This window comes from Blautia sp. NSJ-175 (assembly GCF_022867815.1).
In the GTDB taxonomy this organism is placed as follows: domain Bacteria; phylum Bacillota; class Clostridia; order Lachnospirales; family Lachnospiraceae; genus Blautia; species Blautia celeris.
In genome coordinates, this window is sequence record NZ_JALIFQ010000006.1 from 206,635 (window position 1) to 229,208 (window position 22,574).

Here is a 22,574-nt window from a genome sequence, read left to right on the forward strand (position 1 = left end):
GGTGTTTTCCCCAAGGGGATGCTGCGCGATGCGAAGCAAAATCCCGAGTTGGCCAGCGCCAAAATGCAATTTATTGCATTTTGTACCCTAAAGGGCAGAACTGTGCATCGCGAAGCGTGTTACTGGGCACGCAGTGAACAGTAACAGATTGGCTCAGGCTTCTGCATTTTGTCCGTCTCTGGAGAAATGACTGCTGCCGTCAGGAAAATGCAGCAGTATTTTTGTGTATTTTCCTTCCTCAGAACGGGCTTCTATGGAGATTCCCAGTTTTCTGCAGAGCTTTCGGCACAGATACAGTCCGATCCCTGTGGACTGCCGGTTATGTCTGCCGTTGGTTCCGGTAAATCCCTTGTCAAAAATGCGCCCGATCTCACTGTCCTGAATGCCGATACCGTTATCTGAAACGATAAGTGCAGTGCTGTTATTTTCCCTGAGAGTATCAATGGTTATGCGCAGGCTTTCCTCTTTTTTATACTTGACGGCATTGAGAAATATCTGGTTTAAAATAAATTCCAGCCATTTATCATCGCAGTATACCATTTCCTCACAGCCGTGAAGCTCTACCTGCGCTTGATTCTGTATCAAATAAGGGCGGATGCGCTGGATGGCAGTCAGAACCGCGTCTTTCAGCACGATCCGGTGTATGAAGTAGTCCTGATACACCGTGTCAGATCTGGCATAGAAAAGTGCTTTTTCTACATCATTTTCCAGCTCTGAGAGCTGGGCTTTGATCTTTCTCGTCTCTGCTGTTTTGTTGTTGTCACAGATGAGGTTCATGGAGGTGATGGGAAGTTTTACTTCGTGTATCCAGTTCTCTATAAAGTCTTTATACTCTGTGCGCTCGGATTCCAGATGATGGACTGTGTCGATGACGGATTTGTTGGAGCTTCTGAGGATCCTTTTATAGAGCCGGTCCTCCAGGCGGAAGGAATCCGGCATGACCTCTGATATGAGATAGGGCTTGTCCAGCGAGTCTGATATGTGGAACAGCTCTTTAAAGTACCGGCTTCTTCTGTACCAGTCAACGGTGAACCAGACAGCCAGAAGAAAGAGCCAGGCCAGATAAAAAAGCAGAAGCTGGTTCTTTTTCATACCGCAGGTGTACAGGTAGATAAAACTGCCTGTCATGCACAGTATCTGCATCAGTATGGTCAGTATTTTGTCTTTGATATATTCCGGAAAATTCATATGCGGTACCCCTGTCCTCTCCTTGTCTCAATCAGATTTTCCACGCCGATCCTGCGCAGCTTGCCGCGGATACGGGTGATGTTCACACTCAGTGTATTGTCATCAATGAATATCTGATTATCCCACAGATCGTCTATAATGTCTTCCCTGGGTACGATTTCACCGCACCTGGAAAAGAGATTCCAGCAGATGCGCAGCTCGTTTCTGGTAAGCTCCACTGTCTTATCCCCGCAGGCCAGGGTGCTGTTCAGAAGATTGAGCCGGCATCCGCGGCAGGTCAGGATACAGGCATCCGTGGCTGTGTTTTCCCTTCCCGAGCGTTTCAGCACCGCGGCTATTCTGGCAAGCAGAATGGGGGCCACGTAGGGTTTTGTGATGTAGTCATCGCCACCCATCATGATGCCGTTCAATTCATCCATGGAGGAGCCCCGGCTGGTCACAAAGATGACAGGCGTGTCTTTTGTTTTGCGGATCTCCCTGCACAGAGACAGACCGTCAACTCCCGGAAGCTGGATGTCCAGCAGGATCAGATCAGGGGAGAGCGCGTCCACCTGAGCGGGAATATGGGTAAAATCCTCTATGACATCTGTCTGATACAATGCGTTTTCCAGCATCAGCTTCAGTTCACTGCGGATATCCGTATCATCTTCAATAATTAATATATGGTACAAATTCAGGCCTCCTGCTGTTTTTCTTATATTATAGTATTCCCGGCGGCGGTTTGCAATGAAAAGGAAAATTCATTGCGTTAATTGACAAAAACGAGTATAATTTTAAATTAAGAGAAAAAATGGAAAAAGGAGAGCATTATCATGGACTTACTGCTGGTCAGACACGGGGAACCGGATTATTCTGACGTTGATAAGAGAGGTTATGCAGGGCACGGCCGTGATCTGGCAAAGCTGACAGAAAAGGGAGTGCAGCAGGCAGAACAGGCGGCTGGGGACAAAAGACTTCCGGGTGCGGATCTGATTCTCTCTTCCCCCTATACCAGAGCGCTTCAAACCGCGTCTGTCATATCCCGGGTTACCGGTATTCCCCTGACCGTGGAAACAGACCTGCACGAATGGATGCCTGATTTGACCTTTACATACACGGGGCCGGAGGAAATCCCGGCTATTCTTAAGGAGATGGAACGGTATGAAGGAGAGTGGTGCAGCGAATGTAAATACCACTGGGAAAGTCTTTCAAAGGTTGGAGAAAGGGCCTTTTTGGCAGTGAAAAAATACATGCACTGTAAAAAGATAATTGTGGTTTCCCATGAGACGGTCATACAGCGGTTTATAGAGAGGAAATCTGTAGCCAGCGGCTCTGTGATACAGATGGACTTTCAGCAGGAAAGCAGGTGGCTGGGATTTTACCGTTAAAGCGTGTAAAAGAAAACAACAGCCCCCAAATTGAGGAGAATATGGTTCACTATGAAGTGTAATGAAACACACGGATGCATGGACAGAAGAGGGATGGAGACAGTGAAATGACAGGAATACGCAGGACAGAAAACACGAACTTACATATCAAGGTAAATAAAACATTTTATTACAGCTTTTTTTCTATATACGCGGCACTGGTGCTGCAGAACGTTATCACGCTCAGCGTAAATCTGGCGGATAATATGATGCTGGGAGCTTACAGTGAAACATCACTGGCAGGCGTGGCAGCGGTCAATCAGATCCAGTTTGTATTTCAGCAGATTCTTATGGCACTGGGAGACGGGCTTGTGATCTTCTGCAGCCAGTATTGGGGGAAAAAGCAGACGGAACCCATGAAAAAGATTGCAGCCACAGCTATGCATGCAGGGCTTGTGGTGGCGTTCCTTTTGTTTGTGCTGGTCAGTCTGTTTCCCTTCCAGGCAGTGGGTGTTTTTACCACTGACAGACACATCATCGAGGAGGGTGTGCAGTATCTGAATATCATACGGTTCACGTATCTGTTTTTTGCGGTTACCCAGCTTTTGCTGGCAGCGCTGAGAAGTGTGGAGGTGGTAAAGATTGCGTTTGGCCTCTCCATTATGACATTTTTTATCAACTGCGGAATCAATTATGTCCTCATATACGGACACTTCGGTGCACCGGAAATGGGAACCGCAGGCGCAGCGGTGGGAACGCTGACAGCCAGAATCGCAGAGTGCGCTGTGCTGATCCTATACATAGCAAAAAAGGAAAAGAACCTGAATCTCAGATTAAAAGATTATCTGTCATTCGACAAAGTTCTGTGCAGGGACTACTTTAAGATCACAGCACCCATGGTGGTGGTACAGAGCCTCTGGGGTGTCAATACTGCTCTGCAGACAGTGATTCTGGGGCATATGACATCCGCGGCGATTGCCGCCAACAGCGCGGCGTCCACACTGTTTTTGATGGTGAAATCCACAGCAGTGGGAGCAGCCTCCACGGCATCGATCATCATAGGAAAGACCATCGGAACAGGAGACATAGCGCTGACGAAGGTGTACGCAAAGGTGATGCAGAGAATGTTCCTGGTGATTGGAATCTTATCGGGAATCCTTTTATTCTTTATCCGCATTCCAATTCTGAATCTTTATGATCTGTCGTCTGCAACTAAAGATATGGCCAACACATTCCTGATCATATTGAGTGTAGTCTGTGTGGGCATGTCCTACCAGATGCCCACCAACAACGGGATCATCCGGGGCGGCGGCAATGCTATGTTTGTAGTGAAAATGGACCTGATCAGTATCTGGGGCATTGTCATACCTCTGTCATTTTTTATGGCGTTTGTGATGAAAGCATCACCGGCAGTTGTGGTTTGCTGCCTGAACGCGGACCAGATATTCAAATGTGTACCGGCGTTTCTGGAATCCCATTATGGGAACTGGATACGGAAGCTGACAAGGGAGGAGAACACATGAAATTTCAACCAAACAGTACCTTTTTGTTTACCCTGGCAGGACTGGTGATCCTGTTCGTTATTGCCCAGTCCATATTTTTCCTGGTGCGGGCTTACAGGCGGGGAAAAAGCTTGGGAATCGAGACAGCGCAGATGAAAAAGACCATTCTGTCCACCGCAGTATTTACCTTGGCTCCGGCTGTGTCCATACTGCTGGGCGTCATCACACTGTCTAAGTTTTTGGGGCTGCCTCTGCCGTGGCTGAGGCTCAGTGTCATCGGAGCCATTACATATGAACTTCCGGCAGCCACGTCCACAGCCAATGCCCTGCATATCTCCCTGTCGGAGACCGTGACAGACCCGAAAGTCTATACAGCCATCTGCTGGGTCATGACACTCGGCATCTTTCCGGGGCTTATCTGGGTGCCCCTCTTTATCAAAAAGATTCAGGGAGGCCTGCTGAAGATCAAGAATAAGGACAGCAAATGGGGCGATATTTTTATGACAGCCATGTTTTTGGGCATGATATCCGCATTTCTGGGAATGGTGTTCTCTGATATCCGCAATGGACTGAAGGGCTGGATCCCAATCTTTGTCCTGCTGTTTTCCGCTCTTCTTATGGGTATCTGCGGGATTCTCATAAAAAAGTGCGGCTGGAAATGGCTGGAGAATTATGCGCTTCCTGTCAGTATGCTGGGAGCTATGATCTTTGCGGCGGTTATCACACCCATGATAGGAGGTTGACAGGATGAAGAAAAACGGCAGAACATATGAAGACATGACACACATTTACGGGCGCATCTGGATTCTCTGCGCGCTGGGCATGATTTTCGCCTATCCCATTGTCACCTGTATCTATTATCAGGCGTGGCCGGGCTGGAAACCGGTACTCAAAGGACTTCTGGGTGTGGCGCCTATTTTTTGGACGGTTGGCCTGATCGAGGTGGTGACCTTTGTTCCAATGCTGGGGACAGCCGGGTCTTATCTGGCCTTTGTCACCGGTAATCTGACCAACCTGAAAGTTCCGGCAGCCCTCACCGCCATGGAGAATGCAAAGGTAAAACCGGGAACAGAGAAGGGAGAGGTGATTTCCACCATAGCGGTTGCCACCTCCTCCATTGTCACCACCATAGTCATTGCCCTGGGCGTGGCGCTTCTTGTACCGCTGACCCCAATACTGAATAATCCGGCAGTAAAGCCTGCCTTTGACAATATACTTCCGTCCTTATTCGGCGGTCTGGCGGTGGTGTATGTGAGTAAAAACTGGAAGATTTCCGTGGCGCCGCTGCTTTTTATGGTCATACTGTTTCTTCTGGTACCGTCCCTTTCCGGGTCTGTGGGCGTGCTGGTACCTGTTGGGGCGCTGATCGCCATTGGCTCGGCAAGATTTTTATATAAGAATGGAAAGTTATAGGAGGGATTTGAAATGCTGCAGATGATATTGTGGATTCTATTGGCGGCAGTCATTGTATTTTTGGCTGTTATCTTAGTGCGGGCGGCGATGTTCAAGCCGAAGCCGGGGCCAAAGCCCTCCGGGGAGCAGGTCACAGTAGATGAAGAAAAGACGGTACAGGACATGGCAGAAATGATACGCTGCAAAACCGTATCGTATAATGACGAAAGTCTCATAGACAAGGCTGAATTTAAAAAATTCCAGGAACTGCTTCCGAAGATCTATCCTGAGATCCACAGCCGTCTGACCCGCCAGTTTATCGGGGTTAACGGCATGCTGTATCACTGGAAAGGAAAAGAGGAGGGGCGCCCGGTTGTCCTTATGTCCCATTATGATGTGGTGCCTGTGGAGGAATCACAGTGGGAGAAGCCGGCGTTTGCAGGCATTGTGGAGGATGGTGTGCTCTGGGGCAGGGGAACACTGGATACCAAAGGAACTCTCTGCGGAATCATGGAGGCTGCGGAGCAGCTTCTGAAAGAGGGATTTGTGCCGGAACATGACATTTACTTTGCCTTTTCCGGACAGGAAGAGATCAATGGGCCGAGCTGTCCGTCCATTGTGGACTGGTTTGAACAAAACGGCATTTCCCCGGCTATGGTAGTAGACGAGGGCGGCGCCGTGGTGGAAAATGTATTTCCCGGCGTTTCACGGGAATGTGCCCTCATCGGTATCGCTGAGAAGGGTCTTACAAACATTGAATTCCACGCAAAAAGTAACGGCGGCCATGCCTCCATGCCTCCGGTCCATACCATTGTGGGAGAGCTTGCCAAGGCTGTGACAGAGGTGGAAAACCATCCCTTCCCCCGCCAGCTCACCAAACCCGTGAGGGAAATGCTGGACATACTGGGGCGCCACTCCGGTTTTCTGTATAGAGTGATCTTTGCAAATCTCTGGTGCTTTGAGGGGCTGTTTGACAAGGTGTGCAAAAAGTCCGGCGGTGAGCTGAATGCCATGATGCGGACCACCTGTGCCATGACAAAAATGGAGGGCGGAAAAGCCTACAATGTGATTCCGCCCATGGCCTCTGTGGGTATGAACCTGAGGCTGATTGGCAGAGATACCGTGGAGTCTGCCAGGGATTATCTGTCCCGCACCATACAGAATCCGGATATAGAAGTGCGTGTGGTGGAGGGAAGAAATCCTTCCGCAGAGTCGGATACTTCCTGCAGGGAATGGGAACTTTTATCCCAGGCAGTATGCGACACCTGGACAGAGGCACTGGTTTCCCCGTATCTCATGATGGCATGCAGCGATTCCTGGCATTACTGCAGGATCACGGACAGGGTGTACAAATTCTCTGCGATGAAGCTGTCTAAAGAGGAGCGAGGTATGATTCATGGAAACAATGAAAGAGTTCCCGTGAAAACCCTGGCAAAGACCGTTGAGTTTTATATTCGCCTTATGAAGCGCTGTTAGAAGAACGGCGGAGTATGGGCACTATTGGTGAAAGAAAAAGCTGCCGTGAATGGATGGAATCTTCCATTTGCAGCAGCTTTTTTATCCCCGTTTTCGATCATGAACCGGGAAATAAATATCAATCTCAGCATTTTCATCTTCCGGTCCTGTAAACCGTTCTGTATAACATTCAAAATCATCCCGGGCGGCAAGCTCAAACCCGCTTTTGGGAAACCAGACACCCCAGATATAATGATAGGTTCTAAGCAGAGTATCCACAGTTCCTTTATGCGTGAACTTTGCGTATGTGCCCCCGCAGAGCTTTTTCTTTTTCATATGGTCCGGCACAGGATACGCATCCGGAATTTCAACCCCCACAAAGGCGGAAGTTTTGCTGTCTATGTGAAATCCGTCAGAAGAGCAGGTTTCCCCTGCCTCGTATACGCCAAACTGTCTGTTTGAGAGAAGCGAGGCGGGAATCTGTCGGTTAAACTGCTCCCACATGGCAATTGATTCATTGCCGCTGACCGTTGTATTGAACCGAAATCCCATAATATTTATGGCAGGCATGGAGACAAATTCCGGGGTTAATCCGGCATGGGTGACAATGGTCTCATCAGGGAGCCGCGCTGACTGGCGGTTTCCGATCAGAACATCAATTCCATGTTTTCTGTATTCGGAGGGTGTCATGGAATACCTGTCTTTAAACGCCCGGGTAAAGCTCTCTGCTGATTCAAAATAAAGAGAAAGTCCGATGTCAATAATCTTTTTATCGCTGTGGGTCAAGTCCCACGCAGCCTGCGTCAGGCGTCTGCTTCGTATGTAACTTCCGATGGTTTCCCCCATGACAGCGCTGAAATAGCGGTGGAAGTGATAATAAGAGTAGGAGACCGCTTCTGCGGCGTCACGTGCCGTAATCGTTTCATACAAATGATTCTCAATGAATACAATAGCCTGTCCGATGATTTGATGGTCGTTCACAGTCTCCTCCCTCCTTGTATGGTTCGGTCAAAGTATATTATAGAATACCGGCCCTGCTTTTTCCTGAGGCAGCAGTGCCGGTATTTCCCCGGCATCCAGCATGCCGACGGAAAATGTCTGCCATGTATTTACCTGCGGTGAGCCGAATGTCATCTCTATGGTCTTATCTGTCACATCAAATACCATGGAGCGCAGTGTTCCGAAAAATTCTTTATAGTAGTGGCAGCAGAGGCCTTCAGGATAGGGAGCGGACAACAGATGTTTCATGTCTTCCTTGGAAATACGCCTGTCCTGTTCAAAGAGTTTTTCTATATTGCGGTTACGGATCAGGGAATTTTCGATAACCATTTTTTCGTAGGGCTTGATTTCCTCAAACAGGGTGTGGTTTGTGGACGTGAGATATGTTTTTTCACTGCTGCTGTCCAGGATTTCATATGCCTTGTGGCCATCTATGCATTGTAATAATGCTATTCTATCATAGCTGTCAGCCAACATCAAATTGATATTAAAACCAATAGGGGCATCCATGGTCCACCGGATTGCTTCCTCCACGGTTCTGCAGTTTTCCAGAATACTGCGCACAACGATCCAGAGCTGGAATCCCGTTACCCCCGGCTTTTGTGCACCCTCAAAATTGCCGACGGGAAGTCCGTTCCCCGCCTGGCACACTGCGAGGCCATGCTCATTTATTCCGTCACCTCTGCCGAACAGATGCAGGGTGGAGCCGATATAGCAGTATTTTCCCTTGATATCAGTATAGGCAAAGCACATCTCCTCCATTTCATCGTGGAAGTCATAATTTCTGGCCATCATGGTGTGGCGGTTTTCTGTTTTGGATGGAAGGGCTGCCATCAGGCTGCATCCGCGTTCCAGATAGGTCATTGCGTAGAAGAGGATCTGTTCCGCATGAACGCCGACGGTGTCTGAAAAGCCCAGAATCTCCTCGTTGATACCGGGACAGTATTCATCCAGCAGAGCGGTGATCTGCGCAAATTTATCATGGGGATAGGTATCGGGCGGCAGCAAGGCCCTCTGCAGCAGAACCGGCGCAGATAATATCCAGTTCCCAATCTGTATTCCCACTTCATAGCTTGTGCCTGTAAAATTTTTCAGATATACGTTTGTTCTTTCCATATTTCACATCATTCCTTTCTGTTATAAAAAGATTATAATTTGAAAGAAAGAGAGAAACTTGATGTTTTTTGCTGTCCGGCAGATCAGTCTGTTTGGCGTGCGTGGTAACTTGGTACCCGAATAGGGCAACTGGGGCCCCATGCTATTGCGCATTTAAACAGAGTCTGTTAAGGTTTAGGCAGAAGGGAAAGGAGATGGCTGCGTGAAGATAACCGTGCACACGGACACAGATGAAAAAGAGACTCACATCCACGTAACATGCCCGGAAATGACACCGGAGATCGAAAGAATACTCTCCATGCTGCATATGCTGAACAAACAGCTTGCCGGGTATAAAGCAGGGGAGATGTATCTCATCGAGGCAGTGGATGTGCTGTATATTGATACCGCGGATAAAAAAACATTTCTCTATACAAAAAGTGAGGTGTATGAGACGGATCTGAAGCTTTATGAGCTGGAGGAACAACTGGAGGACGCTGATTTTTTCAGGGCAAACAAGTCCTGCATCATTAATTTCCGGCACATTGCTTCTCTGAAGTCAGAGCTGAACCGGCGTCTTCTTGTGACTATGACAAACGGGGAAAAACTGATTGTATCCAGACAATATGCAGAGTATATGAAAGAAAAACTGGGGGTTCGGTAGAGTATGGAAAGAGAGAAAACGATATTTGATTTTTTGGGAAATGTGTTTTGTATTTACGGGATCACTGCCACTATACTGATTCTGATCGCCTTTTTTTTCGGCGAAACGGCAAAGGAAATTTCCGGCATATTCAGGCTTGGAAGGCAGGGGATTCCTCTGGAGGTCATGGCGGAGTTTTTGCTGACTTCTTTTCTGGTGACCTGTATGCAGTACCTGTTCTTCTCGGAAAAGTTGTTCAAACGCTTGTCAGGGACCGGGCGGACCGTATGTATGCTGCTGTCCATTCTGACGATCACCTGTATGGCAATCTGGGGATTCGGCTGGTTTCCCGTAAATATGTGGGAACCGTGGGTATGTTTCATTGTCTGCTTTGCCATCAGTGTTGCTGTGAGCATAGGTGTTATGCGCCTGAAAATGAAGGCTGAGGACCGGAAACTGGAAGAGGGTCTGAACCGCATGAAGAAAAAATGGGAAGGGGAAGAGAAATAAAATGGATTGTGAAAACAGTATAAAAATAATGGAAATCACCCAAAGGTTCGGAGACAAAACAGTTCTGGAGGACATCAGCCTGACACTGAAAAAAGGTGAAATCTTCGGCCTGCTTGGCCCGTCCGGAGCCGGGAAAACAACACTGATCAAGATACTTACGGGACAGCTTGTACAGACAGGAGGAAGGGCGGAAGTATTGGGGACGGATACCAGAAAACTTACCAGCAGTATTTACACAAAGATGGGCATGGTGCTGGATAACACCGGACTGTATGAACGTCTGAGCTGCCGTGATAATCTGGCATTATTCGCGGAAATCTACAGGATACCAAAGGCAAAAATACGGGAAATCCTAAGCGCTGTGGGACTTTTGGAGGCAGAGAAGCGTCCGGTCAGCAAGCTTTCCAAGGGAATGCGGCAGCGCCTGGTCATGGCAAGAGCCCTGATGCACAGCCCGGAAATCCTTTTTCTGGATGAACCCGGCAGTGCGCTGGACCCCTCCACAGTAAGCGAGATCCATAACCTGATCCGTCAGGAGCAGGCAAAAGGAGCCACAGTCTTTCTCACCACCCACAATATGGAGGAGGCAGAAAAATTATGTGACCATGTTGCGCTCTTAAACCAGGGGAAAATCGTGGAATACGGAAAACCGGAGGAAATCTGCAGGAAATATAATGAGCAGAACCGGGTCAGGATTCTGCTGAAGGATGGCCGGGAGATCGATCTTCGAAACAGCAGGGAATCTGCCGGAAAGATTCAGGAGCTTTTTGCATCGGAACAGGTGGAGAGTATCCACTCTACAGAGCCAAATCTGGAAACGGTATTTCTGGAATTGACCGGAAGGAGGTTTGAGTAGCATGGATGGAAGAAAGATATATGCAGTATGGAAAAAACAGGTAAAAGATACCCTGAAAAATAAAGTGATACTGATTCAGTTTGTTATGTTCCCGCTGCTGACGGCTGTGATGCAGAATACCATAGATATGCAGGGAATGCAGGATAATTTCTTTGTGATTTTATTTGCCACCATGTATATCGGTATGGCTCCTCTCACCTCCATGGCGGCAATTATATCAGAGGAAAAAGAATGCAACACTTTGCGCGTACTGCTTATGTCTAATGTAAAGGCAGGGGAATATCTGCTCGGAACAGGCGGTTATGTGTTCATGATATGCACCATTGGCGCACTGTTTTTCGGGATCATGGGAAATTTCAGGGGAGAGGAACTGGCCGGTTTTGTGCTTGCCATGTGTGTGGGAATCGTGCTCTCCCTGCTTCTGGGAGCAGCGATCGGGGTGAGGAGCAGAGGGCAGATGGCTGCCACTTCCATAGCAGTTCCTGTCATGATGGTGCTCTCGTTTCTACCCATGCTGGCGGCCTTCAATGAGAAAATTGCAAAGGTGTCAAAGTACATCTTTTCCCAGCAGGTCAGCAAAATCATGGAGGGGATCGGAACCCATGGAGCAGGTACTGAGAGTATGGTGATCATAGGAATCAATTTCTTTGCTGTTGTTTTGTTTTTTACGTTTTGTTACAGGAGATATGGTTTGGAATAAGTGTTGTGATCACAGAAGAGACTCTCCGGGCAGGATGTGCACTTCACACAGCCGGAAGAGGGCTGCATGCAGTTCCGCGTCAGTAAAATGAGGAAGGCCGGGATGGGTTTTGTTTGAGGAGGAGAAGGTATGAAGCTGAATATGACCATAATTTCCGATTATCTGGACAGTCAGGACATAAAAAGAAAGCAGACGAACCGCCTCTTTTCTTTTTACCTGGAAAGCGTGGAGGTCTGCACAGGAGAAAGGTTCCGGGAATCCTGTCTTTACATTGCAGATGCAGAAGATCTTCCGGATGTTCCGGAGGCGGAAAACAGTATATCACTGATCTGTATAGGAAAACTGCCGGAAATTTACAGGCAGATACCCTGCGAATACCTCTGTGTGGAAGAGGGGACAGATATCACCGGACTGTTCCAGAAAGCAGCAGAAATCTTCCGGTGGTTTCAGGACATTGAGGTGAGGATTCTAAGATGTCTTGTGGACCATGCACCCATGAATGAGATAGGGAGGATTCTCTTTGAGGTATTGGAAAATCCCGTCTCTTTCGCGACCCCTGTATTCCGGATCATGATGTACGTGCCGGGAAAGAAAAACCATGATAAGAACTTTTCCCTGGCTGAGAATGCTTATCTTCCGGAAGATGAATACATGGTTGTTGTCTCTGACCCGGAGTACAAGGAGACGTTAAAGACAAAAATTCCCGGTATCTTTTCAGAGAAAATGTACGGGTTTCGGAAAATCTACTATAACATTTTTCACCGTCAGGAATATCTGGGAAGGCTTGTGGCAGATGAAGTTTACCGCCCCTGCAGGGAAAGTGATCTGTCATTTCTGATGCTCATATCCGATTATGTGAAGATGGCGTATCTGGACATCTGTCCCGTCAATCTGGGAGAGACAAAGGAGTTTGACCACATGGTGAAGGCGCTTACCGTTTCGGAACGGCCTTATCTGGACGTCTATGATTCCATACTCCGGTCTTACGGATGGGAAAAGTCAGATACATATCTCTATGTCTATCTGTCCAGTTTTTCAGAGAATAACCGGCATTCCAGGCTGGCGGAACACATGTTGTATCTGCACCGGATCCTGGACAGTAATTATACGTTTGTCCATGGAAATCATATTCATCTCATTCTGCGCTATCCATCCGGGAAAAATAAGAAAATATATGAAATACTGGAGAGCTTTGCCGGCCGTCATGACTTTTATATAGGATGCAGCGGCTGGTTTTCTGATTTTGAAAAAGTAGGCATGTATTACCATCAGGCAGTTATCGCTTTTGAAACAGGCAATCAGACGGACAGCACTGAAAGAGTGTATCTGTTTGAAAAATATATTCTGGAATATATGGTAAGGACAGCCTGCCTGAAACACAACAAAGAGTTTTATATTGCCCCGCCCCTGGCTGCACTGATGGATTACGACAAAAAGCATGGGACAGAGCTGCTGTATACCCTGAAAATATGTCTGGAGAACAGCGGCAGGGCAGTCATTGCCCAGGAAATCCTTCACGTGCACCGGACCACCTATCTGTACAGGATAAAAAGGATTGAGGAGATCACCGGCTGGCAGTTAAGCGATTATCGGACAAGACTGTATCTCATGCTTGTCTTTGAGATGATAGATACATGAGGGCCTGCCGGTTCCTACAAAATAGAGTAAAGAACCGGAAAAGCTTTCGGTGTTATGAGCATATTTTTTTACACTTGCCGGTGCTATGATGAAAGCATAAAAGAAGATCTTCTTTCAGGCCAAGAGATTAGAGCGTGTTTAAAAATGGAGAAAGGGAGGATTCACATGGTAAGTGTAATAGGAATCGTGGCAGCCATTGCTCTGCTGGTATTCCTGGCTTTTAAACAGTGGAATATGCTTCTTGTCAGCCTGATCTGTGCTGTTATTGTGGGGCTGACAAGCGGTATCGGACTGTGGGCGGTTTTCAGTGATTACTACATGCCCGGTCTGGTGGGATTTTTCGGTTCGTGGTTTTTGATCTTTACCATCGGTGCCGTGTATTCAGAGTTCATGTCACGTTCCGGTTCGGTCTCAGCCATTGCGTATAAGCTGGTGGATGTATTTGGAAAAGAAAAGATACTGCTGGTCATGTTCATTGTGTGCTGTCTGCTGAATCTGGGCGGGGTAAATCCTTATGTACAGATATTTATTGTATGGCCAATGGCAGTGGTTCTGTCAAAGGAATTTAATATAAACAGAGGAATCTGGCTCTCTGTATTTTATCTGGGATTGTTCACAGCACAGCTCTTTCCGGGAAATCCCAGTATGGTGAATACCGTGGTATCCCAGATGCTGCAGGTGTCTGCCGGGACGGTGCCGGTGATCTGTCTGGCAATGTTTGTCCTCTATGCAGCAGCGGGATATTTCATCATCAGAAGGACGGAAAAAAGATGGGAAGAAAAAGGACGCAGATACGTGGAGACGGAGTCTGACAGGCAGATGGTGAAGCCTGACAGGGAAAATCTGCCGGGTCTGGCAGCAGCGCTTGCTCCCATGGTACTGGTGATTCTTTTGTATACAGGACTGACATCGGGCTGGTTTTCTTTTATGGGAATCGGGAGACTGGAAGCGTCCAACAGTATACTGGCCTCCATGGGAATCGCGTGTATTGTATGTTATCTTCTGAACCTGAAGACGCTTCGGGGCAGTGAAAAGGATATTCTGTTCAAAGGAATGGCCGGAGGATTAAATCCCACCTTTGCCGCTGCTGTTATTGCGGGTTTCCTGGGTGTTATTACAGGTTCCCACGGTTATCAGCTATTCACCGAAGCGGTTCAGAATGTAGGAGGAAACCCGTATATGCAGTGCCTTATAGCGGGAAGTGTAACGGGATTTATAACCGGGGGCGGAGCTGTGACCGCGCAGACGGTCCTTGGAACTTTTGGGGCAGGATGGCTGGCGAATCCGTCAGTAAATACGGGGCTGCTGCGGCAGATAACCGTTGCGAATACAGCAGGCGGCATCACCTTATCTCCACATTCGGGCGGACTTCACGGGGTAATGGGATTTGCGGGAACGGATTTGAAGGAATCATATCCGGTGTGTATCACCTGCGTGATCCTTCCATCTATTGTGATCAATATTATTTTTTCTGCTATTGCAGTATTGATGTAACGGTTCAGACAGGTGTGCGCATTCACTGCGCTGACCGCATGAATGCGTGGCGGCAGTGAGTATCCGGCCCATGGCAAAGCGATTTTAAATGGCCGGATGCATGTAACTGTTCAGTTATCTGAAGGATTACGTTTTTGTAGAAGGAGGAATGGATTATGGCAGATAATATGGTACTGGACTGGATGAAATTCAGCAGCTCAGTAGGCGGCGAGGCAGACGAGAAGGAAAATTATCTGAAGGTTATCCGGGGAGAGGAACCGGACTGGGTGCCCCTGTATTTTGACGCCTGCGACTGGGTATTTACGGGTTTTATGCTGGACTATGTAAATAAAGAGAGAAAGTTTGATATTTTCAACGTGGAGTGGGAAATTAACGATGCGGGCAAGATGCCAAAACCGGACAGAAAGCTGTTGGAAGACGTGACAAAATGGAGGGAGTTTGTGAATTTCCCGGATACCTCCAAAATTGACTGGGAGCAGATGGCAGCAGAGGCTCTGCGCATGCATAACCCCAATAAGGCCATGGGATACCGGACAGACGGCTGCGGGGGTAACTTTTTCATTCCTCTGATGAACATGATGGGATTTGAGGAGGGTTTATGCGCGCTTCTGGAGGAACCGGAGGCGGTGGATGAGCTGTTTGATGCAGTCACTGTGCTGACCGAGGAGGCTATGCGGCATCTGATCCCCATCTATAAACCGGATGTGGTGATCATTGATGATGATATGGCTGCTGCCACGAATCTTTTTATTTCCACAGAAACCTTCCGGAACAGGTTCCGTCCTTTTTATCAGAGGCTTATTGATGTGGCAAAGGAATTTGGGCTGCCGGTTGAACTCCATATGTGCGGGTGCTGTGAAAAGATCATACCTGATTTTGTGGAAATGGGTGTCAATATCTGGCAGCCGGCCCAGGTCATGAATGATCTTAAGGGAATCAAGGCCAGATATGGAAACCGTCTTGTATTAAACGGCGGCTGGGATTCCCAGGGAAAGGCCGGAATGCCCGGAGCGTCCGAGGAGGTAGTGCGGCAGTCTGCGAGAACTGCCATAGATAACTTCGCAGCGGGCGGCGGCTATGTATTCTGGGATCTGAGCCCTGTAGGCAATTCGGATGATATGCTGAGAAAAATAGCCTGGGTGGAGGATGAGGCCAGAAAGTACGGCAGGCAGTATTACCGCAGGAAAGATCAGGAGTGAGCCTGTCTTTGTCATTGCCCCGTGGGGATACCGGAACCTGCGATTTTTAAAAACTCCTCCATGGCTCTTGTCACATACCGGGAGCGTTTGTGGTAGAAATAAATATTCCGCTGGGAGATGTCCGGCGGCAGCTTATAAAAAACAATTCTGGAGTCATCAGGCACATGCCGGATCAGGGTGTCTGTTACAAAGGCGATCCCCATGCCGTAACAGGCAAGATGATAGGCCGTGACCTGCTGGTCCAGCTTCAGAGGCACATGGGGCGCAAGACCTGCGCTTTTTAAAAGCAGGTCAGAGCGCTCACGTGTGTCATTTCCTGCTCTGAGAAGCAGGAAAGGGTCATGGGCAAAATGCTGCAGGATATCAGGGCAGACACAGCACTCTTCATAAGAACCGTTTTTTATGGAGGCAGCGTCCAGACAGCAGGTATCCGGTCCTTTTTCGCGGGCCAGTCCTGCGGGGACTGCAAGAAGAAGCTGTTCCTTGCAGAAAAAATGGCGGTCATAAATGGTATCTGAGAAAGGATAGTTGTCAATCACCAGGTCCAGACTGCCGGAAAAGAGTTGTTTTTCCAAATCGCCTGTGGTGGACTCCGTCATTTTCACCTCTATGGAGGGATATTTTCCCATAAAGCCGGAGAGCAGGGGCGGCAGGACGTAGGAGGCAAAGAGATTGCTTCCCCCTACAGAAAGATGTCCGGTCCTGAGGGCCTCAAAGTCATTCAGATAATTTTCAAATTCATTTTCCATATCCATGAGATGTTCCACGTAATGTATGTATTTTTCCCCGCACTCTGTAAGCATGATAGGGCTGGTGCTTCTGTCAAAAATGGGGGTTCCGAGACGGGCCTCAATCTTTTTTATGGTAGCGCTTAAGGACGGCTGGGAGATATAGAGGTTAGCGGCAGCTTTTGAAAAGCTCCTTGTTTTATAAACTTCATAAACGTATTTTTTTCCTTCAAACATGAAATCCACCTGCATTTCTGGTAAGCGTTCAGCCGGGTGAATACTTACCGCTTCTTTTTTTATCTTATCATGAATTTCCCTGTATATAAACAATTATTTATAATAAATATATACATATATGTATTAGCTTCTAATAGCAGGCGAACTTATAATATAGATAGCAAAAGACTGTGGTATACAGAACTGCTTTATGCGGCAGTATATTAACAGTAAAAAGAAGAGGCAGGCAGTGGCGAAAAACGCTGTAAAATACATGTAAGGCGGCAAGAACGGCCTGCAGGAAAAAGAGGTAAGGAAAAGATATGGATACAAAAGAAAAAATGGTAAAGACAAGACTGGAACATGATTCTATCGGCACAAAAGAAGTACCGGCGGAAGCCTACTACGGAGTACAGACCCTCCGCGCTGCAGAGAATTTTTACATAACAGGCATGAATATGCACCCGGAACTGATCAACAGCGTGGCGCAGATAAAAAAGGCGGCAGCCATCACGAATTTTGAGGTGGGACGGCTGGATAAAAAAAGAACGGACGCCATCGTGCGGGCCTGTGACGAGATCATATCCGGCAGGCTTCACGACCAGTTTATTGTGGACCCGATCCAGGGCGGTGCAGGGACATCCCTGAACATGAACGCCAACGAGGTGATCGCCAACAGGGCCGTCGAGATTTTAGGAGGCAGAAAGGGAGATTATTCTATTGTCAATCCCAATGACCATGTAAACTACGGGCAGTCCACCAATGATGTCTTTCCCTCCTGTGGAAGGCTCACAGCCCTGAAGCTTCTGAACCGGGCAAAGGAACAGTTAGAGCGACTGTATCAGGCGCTTATGGAAAAAGCGGAGGAGTTTGACGATGTGATCAAAATGGGCAGGACACAGCTTCAGGACGCGGTGCCCATCCGTCTCGGTCAGGAATTCAGGGCCTATGCAACGGCGATCCGCCGGGATATTACCAGATTTGAGCACGCAAAGGAGGAGATGAGTTCCTTAAATCTGGGCGGGACAGCCATCGGCACCGGCCTGAACGCAGATGTGCAGTATCTCCAGAAAGTAGTGAAGAATATCGCTCTGGTATCCGGCCTGGATCTGGTGCAGTCCTATGACCTGATCGATGCTACACAGAATCTGGATGGATATACTTCGGTATCCGGCGCTGTGAAGACCTGCGCAGTCAATCTCTCCAAAATGTCCAATGACCTGCGCCTCATATCATCCGGACCGAGAGCCGGCCTTGGGGAGATTAATCTTCCGGCCAGACAGAATGGCTCCTCCATCATGCCGGGAAAAGTCAATCCGGTCATCCCGGAGGTAGTGAATCAGGTTGCCTTTAACATCATCGGCAATGATATGACCATTGCTATGGCAACAGAGGCGGGACAGCTTGAACTGAATGCTTTTGAGCCGATCATCTTCTACAATCTTTTCCAGTCCATTGAGACCCTGACCTTTGCCGTGCATACGCTGGTGGACAACTGTATCAAAGGGATCACAGCCAACCGGGAGCACTGCAGGAATATGGTGGAGAACAGTGTGGGCATCATCACTGCTATCTGTCCTCATGTGGGATATGAAAAGGCAGCCGTTCTTGCAAAGGAGGCTATTTCAACGGGGGCTTCCGTGCGGAGTCTGATCCTGAGAGATAAACTGCTTGGGGAGGAGGAGTTAAATGTTATTTTAAACCCCTACTCCATGACGGAACCGGGAATTTCCGGTGAACAGTTACTGGATAACATTTGACAAAATGGACAAAAAGTGGTATGTTTTTCTTATGGATTTAGTGAAAATCACTATAGTCCGGGTATTGCAGACAACATGACAAGAATGGCGGCAGCAGCGCTGCTGTCAGAATCAAAAGACCGCGCAGCCAGCCGGTTTGCCTGCGTATGAGGAGAGGCAGATTTCACCGTATGCGGACAGAGCATGGATACTGACAAACGGCGAAAGGAGGAAGCATGAACACGGAACAGTTGAATCGAATGCGTTCGGGAAAAGGTTTTATAGCAGCCCTTGACCAGAGCGGCGGCAGTACGCCGAAAGCGCTGAGACTCTATGGTATTGCTGAGGACAGCTACCACGGGGAGGAAGAGATGTTTGACCTGGTCCACTCTATGCGTACAAGGATCATGACCAGCCCGGCATTTACTTCGGAGCATATTCTGGCAGCCATTCTCTTTGAAAAGACTATGGAGCGGGAAGTGGAAGGAAAACTGACGGCAGATTATCTGTGGGAAGAGAAACACATCCTTCCGATTCTGAAAGTGGACAAAGGACTTGCACCGGTGGAGAATGGTGTACAGTGCATGAAACCCATTCCGGGACTGGATGAACTGCTTGTGCGGGCAAAAGAGCGTCATATCTTCGGAACCAAGATGCGCTCCGTCATTAAAGAAGCCAATGAGGCAGGCATCCGTGCTGTTGTGGAACAACAGTTTGAACTGGGGATTCAGATCGCAGAAGCCGGACTGGTTCCCATTTTGGAACCGGAGATTGACATTTTCAGTACAGATAAAGCGGAGTCTGAAAGAATCATGAAAGGATATCTGCAGGAGCATCTGGCAAAACTGGATGACAGTATACAGATTATGTTCAAGCTTTCGATTCCGGATGCGGATGGTTTTTATTCTGACATTATGGAAGACACTCATGTGGTTCGTGTGGTGGCTCTTTCCGGGGGCTACAGCAGGGATGAGGCAGACCAAAAATTAGCCCGGAATCCGGGCCTGATCGCCAGCTTCTCCAGGGCACTGACCCAGGGGCTGAATGTTAATCAGACGGAGGAAGAGTTCAATAATTTGCTGAGGGAGTCCATAGACGCGATCTATAAGGCTTCTATTACCTGAGTGTAGTGATATAATGACAGTATTTCCTGCAATTGCAGGGTATATTCTATGATGAGGTGCTGCGTAGTTTGCAGCACCTTTTATAGTTTATAAAATATAAATGGAATTGTTGCTGCCTTTTTCTTTGTGTCTTATCTGAAATTCATAATATATTCCGGGAAATTCATTACAAATGGAAAACAGCGGAAAATTAAAAGTAAAAAAGTGTTGTTAGAAACAGCAGGGATACAGAATTGATATAAATTATTGGAATAATTACTGTAAAGTTTACCTGTTGATGGAATTCGTTTTCCATGCTACAATATTCTAAAATATATTAAAAAAGTTAGCAGGGAATAGCAGCGTAAGGAGCGAATATGACGAAAAAAAAAGCAGGGATCGTTGATATAGCAAAAGCCAGTGGAGTATCTGTTTCCACTGTTTCAAGGGTGTTGGGGGGGAGCACACATCCGGTCAGTGAAGATTTAAAGGAAAAAGTGATCGCTACAGCGAGAAAGATGGATTACGTGCCGAATCTGATGGGCAGACAATTGAAAAAGCAGGGAAGCAGTGATATTGCAGTTATTGTGCAGAATTTGGCAAACCCCTTTTATCCAGATGTTTTAAGGGGGATAGAAGATTATCTTTGGGATGATAATAAATATAGTGTGATGATTTATAATACTTATGGTAATACACAGAGAGAAAAGAAATATCTGGAAGATTTAAGACAGAGACAGATTAAAGGATTGATTATCTCTACGTCAGCATATATAGATGAAGATGATACTATTATTGATTCCCTGAAACATATGATGGATATGGGGGTGAGCGTTGTAGTCTATGATCAGGAAATCAGCGGTTTGGAAACCAGTGGAGTATTTTTTGATTCCAGACATGCAGCAAAACTGGCTTTAAATCATCTATGTGACCTGGGACATCAAAATATAGCTATTGTTAATTCACCTCTGATCAGGCCCAGCAGAATAAATTTATATCATGATTTTAAAAGTGAACTTGCAGCAAAAGGATTAGAATTGCCTGAAGAGTATGATATCAAGCCTTTGTCTGTAAAGGACAGAGAACCTCAGAGATATGAATTTGAAAATGGTAGATATCAGGCAAGGAAACTGATGGAACTTTCATCCCCGCCTACGGCTATTTTTGCAACAAATGATTTGACTGCCTATGGCGTTTTGCAGTATCTGTCCGAGATTGGAATAAAAGTGGGAGAAGAAGTTTCACTGATAGGTTACAACAACTTATTTTTTTCGTCGATTACCTGGCCTGGCCTTACTACTATAGAACAGCCGCTTGCACAAATGGGAGAAGAGGCCGTAAAAATATTGTTGGAGGATATGGAAAACAAGAATTCTGTAATAAAAAATTTATATCTGAGACCAAGTCTTGTGATCAGACAGTCAACAGGTCCAAAAAGATAAATGATAAATCACGAAGAGTTCTTGCATTTGAAATAGAAAGATGTTATAGTGGAAATGGAATACGTTTTCCCTTACCAGAAAATTAATAACACGCATTTATGATAATGCGTTTTGTTAAGGCTAAAAAGATGGAAAGGGGATATTATGGCGGCAACTATAATTAAAAATGCCAGAATTATACTGGAGGACAGTGTCATAGATGGCGGGGTGACAGTAGAAAATGGTGTGATTATAAGAATTTTTGAAGGAGATCCTGCCTTTTCTGCTGAAACCGTGATAGATGGCAGGGGGTTGTATCTTTCACCGGGATTCATAGATACTCACTGCCATGGAGCCGGTGGCTGCGATTATATGGATGGATCTGTTTCGGCGATGGAAACTGCAGCCAAGACACAGCTTAGATTCGGAGCGACAACGATTGTACCTACGGCACTCTCAGGTACGGAAGAAGAAATACTGAATTTCATAAAATATTTTAAAATATTAAAAGCAAATATGCAAAATGGTCCTCATCTGCCAGGCATACACCTGGAAGGACCTTATTTTAACCGGACTCAATGTGGGGCACAGAATCCTAAAATCATCAGAAATCCCATGCAGGAGGAATACACAAAAATTATAAAAGAGGCAGAGGGTGATATTTGTCTGTGGTCTGCAGCGCCTGAATTGGAAGGTGCAATGGAATTCGGCAGATATTGTTCCATGAAGGGAATCATCTGTTCGGCAGGGCATAGCGATGCGCTGTGGGAACAGATGGAGAAAGCCAGACTGAATGGTTTTGGACGGATTACTCATTTATACTCAGCATGTTCAACTATCAAACGAATAGACGGATACCGACATCTGGGTGTAGTGGAAAGTGCATTTCTTTTAAAAGATGTAATTGTCGAAATTATTGCCGATGGGCGTCATATTCCGCCGGAATTAATCCGCTTGGTTTACGAAATAAAAGGCGCAGATCATGTGGTATTGGTGACAGATTCTATGAGAGCGGCAGGAACAGATACTTATACATCTGTGTTAGGGAGCCTAACGGGAGGTTTGGAAGTGGTTATAGAGGATGGTGTGGCTAAAATGGCAGACAGAAAAGCCTTTGCCGGCAGTATTGCCACTTGTGACGTGTTAGTGCGGACGGCGCTTAAATGCGGAATTCCCCTATGTGATGCAGTAAAAATGGCAAGTCTTACACCTGCGCATTCCATAGGAATATCTTCTGTGACAGGATCTGTATCTGTAGGGAAATACGCTGATTTGATTATGTTTGATGATGATATTCAGGTTAAATGGTGCATGGTAAGCGGAAAAATAGTAAAATAACAGAAATTATAG

21 protein-coding genes are annotated in these 22,574 nt (G+C 47.1%); 16 read left to right on the forward strand and 5 right to left on the reverse strand.

Going from position 1 to position 22,574, the window contains the following annotated elements; genetic code table 11:
• Positions 1 to 153 precede the first annotated feature (153 nt).
• On the reverse strand, positions 154 to 1,188 hold the full coding sequence (locus MUB35_RS11810; protein ID WP_033140539.1) for a sensor histidine kinase: 1,035 nt from the start codon (positions 1,186 to 1,188) through the stop codon (positions 154 to 156).
• The gene (locus tag MUB35_RS11815; RefSeq protein WP_103731701.1) at positions 1,185 to 1,859 is read right to left on the reverse strand and encodes a response regulator transcription factor; all 675 of its coding nucleotides are present in this window, start codon (positions 1,857 to 1,859) and stop codon (positions 1,185 to 1,187) included. The genes MUB35_RS11810 and MUB35_RS11815 overlap by 4 nt, the downstream gene beginning before the upstream one ends.
• 141 nt (positions 1,860 to 2,000) lie before the next feature.
• Between MUB35_RS11815 and MUB35_RS11820 the strand changes: the two genes are divergently transcribed.
• From MUB35_RS11820 to MUB35_RS11840, 5 genes are all read left to right on the forward strand, one after another.
• A complete protein-coding gene (locus tag MUB35_RS11820) occupies positions 2,001 to 2,555 on the forward strand; it encodes a histidine phosphatase family protein (protein WP_052099300.1) in 555 nt (184 codons plus the stop codon).
• Positions 2,556 to 2,662: 107 nt separating this feature from the next.
• Positions 2,663 to 4,057 carry an MATE family efflux transporter gene (locus tag MUB35_RS11825; RefSeq protein ID WP_244806251.1) on the forward strand — a complete coding sequence of 465 codons (1,395 nt, stop codon included), beginning with the start codon at positions 2,663 to 2,665 and terminating at the stop codon, positions 4,055 to 4,057.
• Positions 4,054 to 4,779 carry a DUF5058 family protein gene (locus tag MUB35_RS11830; protein ID WP_033140537.1) on the forward strand — a complete coding sequence of 242 codons (726 nt, stop codon included), beginning with the start codon at positions 4,054 to 4,056 and terminating at the stop codon, positions 4,777 to 4,779. The genes MUB35_RS11825 and MUB35_RS11830 overlap by 4 nt, the downstream gene beginning before the upstream one ends.
• Positions 4,780 to 4,783: 4 nt before the next feature.
• On the forward strand, positions 4,784 to 5,449 hold the full coding sequence (locus MUB35_RS11835) for a hypothetical protein (RefSeq protein ID WP_103731703.1): 666 nt from the start codon (positions 4,784 to 4,786) through the stop codon (positions 5,447 to 5,449).
• A 12-nt stretch (positions 5,450 to 5,461) separates the two neighbouring features.
• Positions 5,462 to 6,904 carry a M20 family peptidase gene (locus MUB35_RS11840; RefSeq protein ID WP_103731704.1) on the forward strand — a complete coding sequence of 481 codons (1,443 nt, stop codon included), beginning with the start codon at positions 5,462 to 5,464 and terminating at the stop codon, positions 6,902 to 6,904.
• A gap of 81 nt (positions 6,905 to 6,985) precedes the next feature.
• Here MUB35_RS11840 and MUB35_RS11845 read toward each other — a convergent pair whose 3' ends face one another.
• Both MUB35_RS11845 and MUB35_RS11850 read right to left on the reverse strand, forming a co-directional pair.
• Positions 6,986 to 7,864 (reverse strand): AraC family transcriptional regulator, encoded by an 879-nt coding sequence (locus MUB35_RS11845; protein WP_054351072.1) that lies wholly within the window; start codon positions 7,862 to 7,864, stop codon positions 6,986 to 6,988.
• A gap of 27 nt (positions 7,865 to 7,891) precedes the next feature.
• Complete coding sequence (locus MUB35_RS11850; RefSeq protein WP_103731705.1) at positions 7,892 to 8,998, reverse strand: C45 family autoproteolytic acyltransferase/hydolase; 1,107 nt, start codon at positions 8,996 to 8,998, stop codon at positions 7,892 to 7,894.
• Between the two features lie 202 nt (positions 8,999 to 9,200).
• Between MUB35_RS11850 and MUB35_RS11855 the strand changes: the two genes are divergently transcribed.
• From MUB35_RS11855 to MUB35_RS11885, 7 genes are all read left to right on the forward strand, one after another.
• Entirely contained in the window at positions 9,201 to 9,641 is a 441-nt protein-coding gene (locus MUB35_RS11855) for a LytTR family DNA-binding domain-containing protein (RefSeq protein ID WP_103731706.1), read from the forward strand.
• A gap of 3 nt (positions 9,642 to 9,644) precedes the next feature.
• Complete coding sequence (locus tag MUB35_RS11860) at positions 9,645 to 10,130, forward strand: hypothetical protein (RefSeq protein ID WP_148391611.1); 486 nt, start codon at positions 9,645 to 9,647, stop codon at positions 10,128 to 10,130.
• Between the two features lies 1 nt (position 10,131).
• Positions 10,132 to 10,986 (forward strand): ABC transporter ATP-binding protein, encoded by an 855-nt coding sequence (locus MUB35_RS11865; protein ID WP_103731708.1) that lies wholly within the window; start codon positions 10,132 to 10,134, stop codon positions 10,984 to 10,986.
• 1 nt (position 10,987) lies between these two features.
• A complete protein-coding gene (locus MUB35_RS11870; RefSeq protein WP_033140530.1) occupies positions 10,988 to 11,686 on the forward strand; it encodes an ABC transporter permease in 699 nt (232 codons plus the stop codon).
• A gap of 129 nt (positions 11,687 to 11,815) precedes the next feature.
• A complete protein-coding gene (locus MUB35_RS11875; RefSeq protein ID WP_244806252.1) occupies positions 11,816 to 13,324 on the forward strand; it encodes a helix-turn-helix domain-containing protein in 1,509 nt (502 codons plus the stop codon).
• A 165-nt stretch (positions 13,325 to 13,489) separates the two neighbouring features.
• Entirely contained in the window at positions 13,490 to 14,818 is a 1,329-nt protein-coding gene (locus MUB35_RS11880; RefSeq protein ID WP_244806253.1) for a GntP family permease, read from the forward strand.
• Positions 14,819 to 14,973: 155 nt separating this feature from the next.
• Positions 14,974 to 16,017 (forward strand): uroporphyrinogen decarboxylase family protein, encoded by a 1,044-nt coding sequence (locus tag MUB35_RS11885; protein WP_103731710.1) that lies wholly within the window; start codon positions 14,974 to 14,976, stop codon positions 16,015 to 16,017.
• Positions 16,018 to 16,028: 11 nt separating this feature from the next.
• Here MUB35_RS11885 and MUB35_RS11890 read toward each other — a convergent pair whose 3' ends face one another.
• Entirely contained in the window at positions 16,029 to 16,982 is a 954-nt protein-coding gene (locus MUB35_RS11890) for a LysR family transcriptional regulator (protein WP_033140527.1), read from the reverse strand.
• Positions 16,983 to 17,284: 302 nt separating this feature from the next.
• Between MUB35_RS11890 and aspA the strand changes: the two genes are divergently transcribed.
• From aspA to nagA, 4 genes are all read left to right on the forward strand, one after another.
• Positions 17,285 to 18,721 carry an aspartate ammonia-lyase gene (aspA, locus tag MUB35_RS11895; RefSeq protein ID WP_081960241.1) on the forward strand — a complete coding sequence of 479 codons (1,437 nt, stop codon included), beginning with the start codon at positions 17,285 to 17,287 and terminating at the stop codon, positions 18,719 to 18,721.
• A 215-nt stretch (positions 18,722 to 18,936) separates the two neighbouring features.
• Positions 18,937 to 19,824: a fructose bisphosphate aldolase gene (locus tag MUB35_RS11900; RefSeq protein WP_244806254.1), complete on the forward strand. Its 888-nt coding sequence runs from the start codon at positions 18,937 to 18,939 to the stop codon at positions 19,822 to 19,824.
• 356 nt (positions 19,825 to 20,180) lie between these two features.
• Positions 20,181 to 21,245 (forward strand): LacI family DNA-binding transcriptional regulator, encoded by a 1,065-nt coding sequence (locus MUB35_RS11905; protein WP_227243480.1) that lies wholly within the window; start codon positions 20,181 to 20,183, stop codon positions 21,243 to 21,245.
• Positions 21,246 to 21,389: 144 nt separating this feature from the next.
• Complete coding sequence (nagA, locus tag MUB35_RS11910) at positions 21,390 to 22,562, forward strand: N-acetylglucosamine-6-phosphate deacetylase (RefSeq protein WP_244806255.1); 1,173 nt, start codon at positions 21,390 to 21,392, stop codon at positions 22,560 to 22,562.
• Positions 22,563 to 22,574: the final 12 nt, after the last annotated feature.

Coding starts and splice junctions, on each gene's coding strand:
- MUB35_RS11810 (WP_033140539.1), bottom strand. CDS start 1,188: ATGAATTTTCCGGAATATATCAAAGACAAAATACTGACCATACTGATG.
- MUB35_RS11820 (WP_052099300.1), top strand. CDS start 2,001: ATGGACTTACTGCTGGTCAGACACGGGGAACCGGATTATTCTGACGTT.
- MUB35_RS11825 (WP_244806251.1), top strand. CDS start 2,663: ATGACAGGAATACGCAGGACAGAAAACACGAACTTACATATCAAGGTA.
- MUB35_RS11830 (WP_033140537.1), top strand. CDS start 4,054: ATGAAATTTCAACCAAACAGTACCTTTTTGTTTACCCTGGCAGGACTG.
- MUB35_RS11835 (WP_103731703.1), top strand. CDS start 4,784: ATGAAGAAAAACGGCAGAACATATGAAGACATGACACACATTTACGGG.
- MUB35_RS11840 (WP_103731704.1), top strand. CDS start 5,462: ATGCTGCAGATGATATTGTGGATTCTATTGGCGGCAGTCATTGTATTT.
- MUB35_RS11850 (WP_103731705.1), bottom strand. CDS start 8,998: ATGGAAAGAACAAACGTATATCTGAAAAATTTTACAGGCACAAGCTAT.
- MUB35_RS11860 (WP_148391611.1), top strand. CDS start 9,645: ATGGAAAGAGAGAAAACGATATTTGATTTTTTGGGAAATGTGTTTTGT.
- MUB35_RS11865 (WP_103731708.1), top strand. CDS start 10,132: ATGGATTGTGAAAACAGTATAAAAATAATGGAAATCACCCAAAGGTTC.
- MUB35_RS11870 (WP_033140530.1), top strand. CDS start 10,988: ATGGATGGAAGAAAGATATATGCAGTATGGAAAAAACAGGTAAAAGAT.
- MUB35_RS11875 (WP_244806252.1), top strand. CDS start 11,816: ATGAAGCTGAATATGACCATAATTTCCGATTATCTGGACAGTCAGGAC.
- MUB35_RS11880 (WP_244806253.1), top strand. CDS start 13,490: ATGGTAAGTGTAATAGGAATCGTGGCAGCCATTGCTCTGCTGGTATTC.
- MUB35_RS11885 (WP_103731710.1), top strand. CDS start 14,974: ATGGCAGATAATATGGTACTGGACTGGATGAAATTCAGCAGCTCAGTA.
- MUB35_RS11890 (WP_033140527.1), bottom strand. CDS start 16,982: ATGTTTGAAGGAAAAAAATACGTTTATGAAGTTTATAAAACAAGGAGC.
- aspA (WP_081960241.1), top strand. CDS start 17,285: ATGGATACAAAAGAAAAAATGGTAAAGACAAGACTGGAACATGATTCT.
- MUB35_RS11900 (WP_244806254.1), top strand. CDS start 18,937: ATGAACACGGAACAGTTGAATCGAATGCGTTCGGGAAAAGGTTTTATA.
- MUB35_RS11905 (WP_227243480.1), top strand. CDS start 20,181: ATGACGAAAAAAAAAGCAGGGATCGTTGATATAGCAAAAGCCAGTGGA.
- nagA (WP_244806255.1), top strand. CDS start 21,390: ATGGCGGCAACTATAATTAAAAATGCCAGAATTATACTGGAGGACAGT.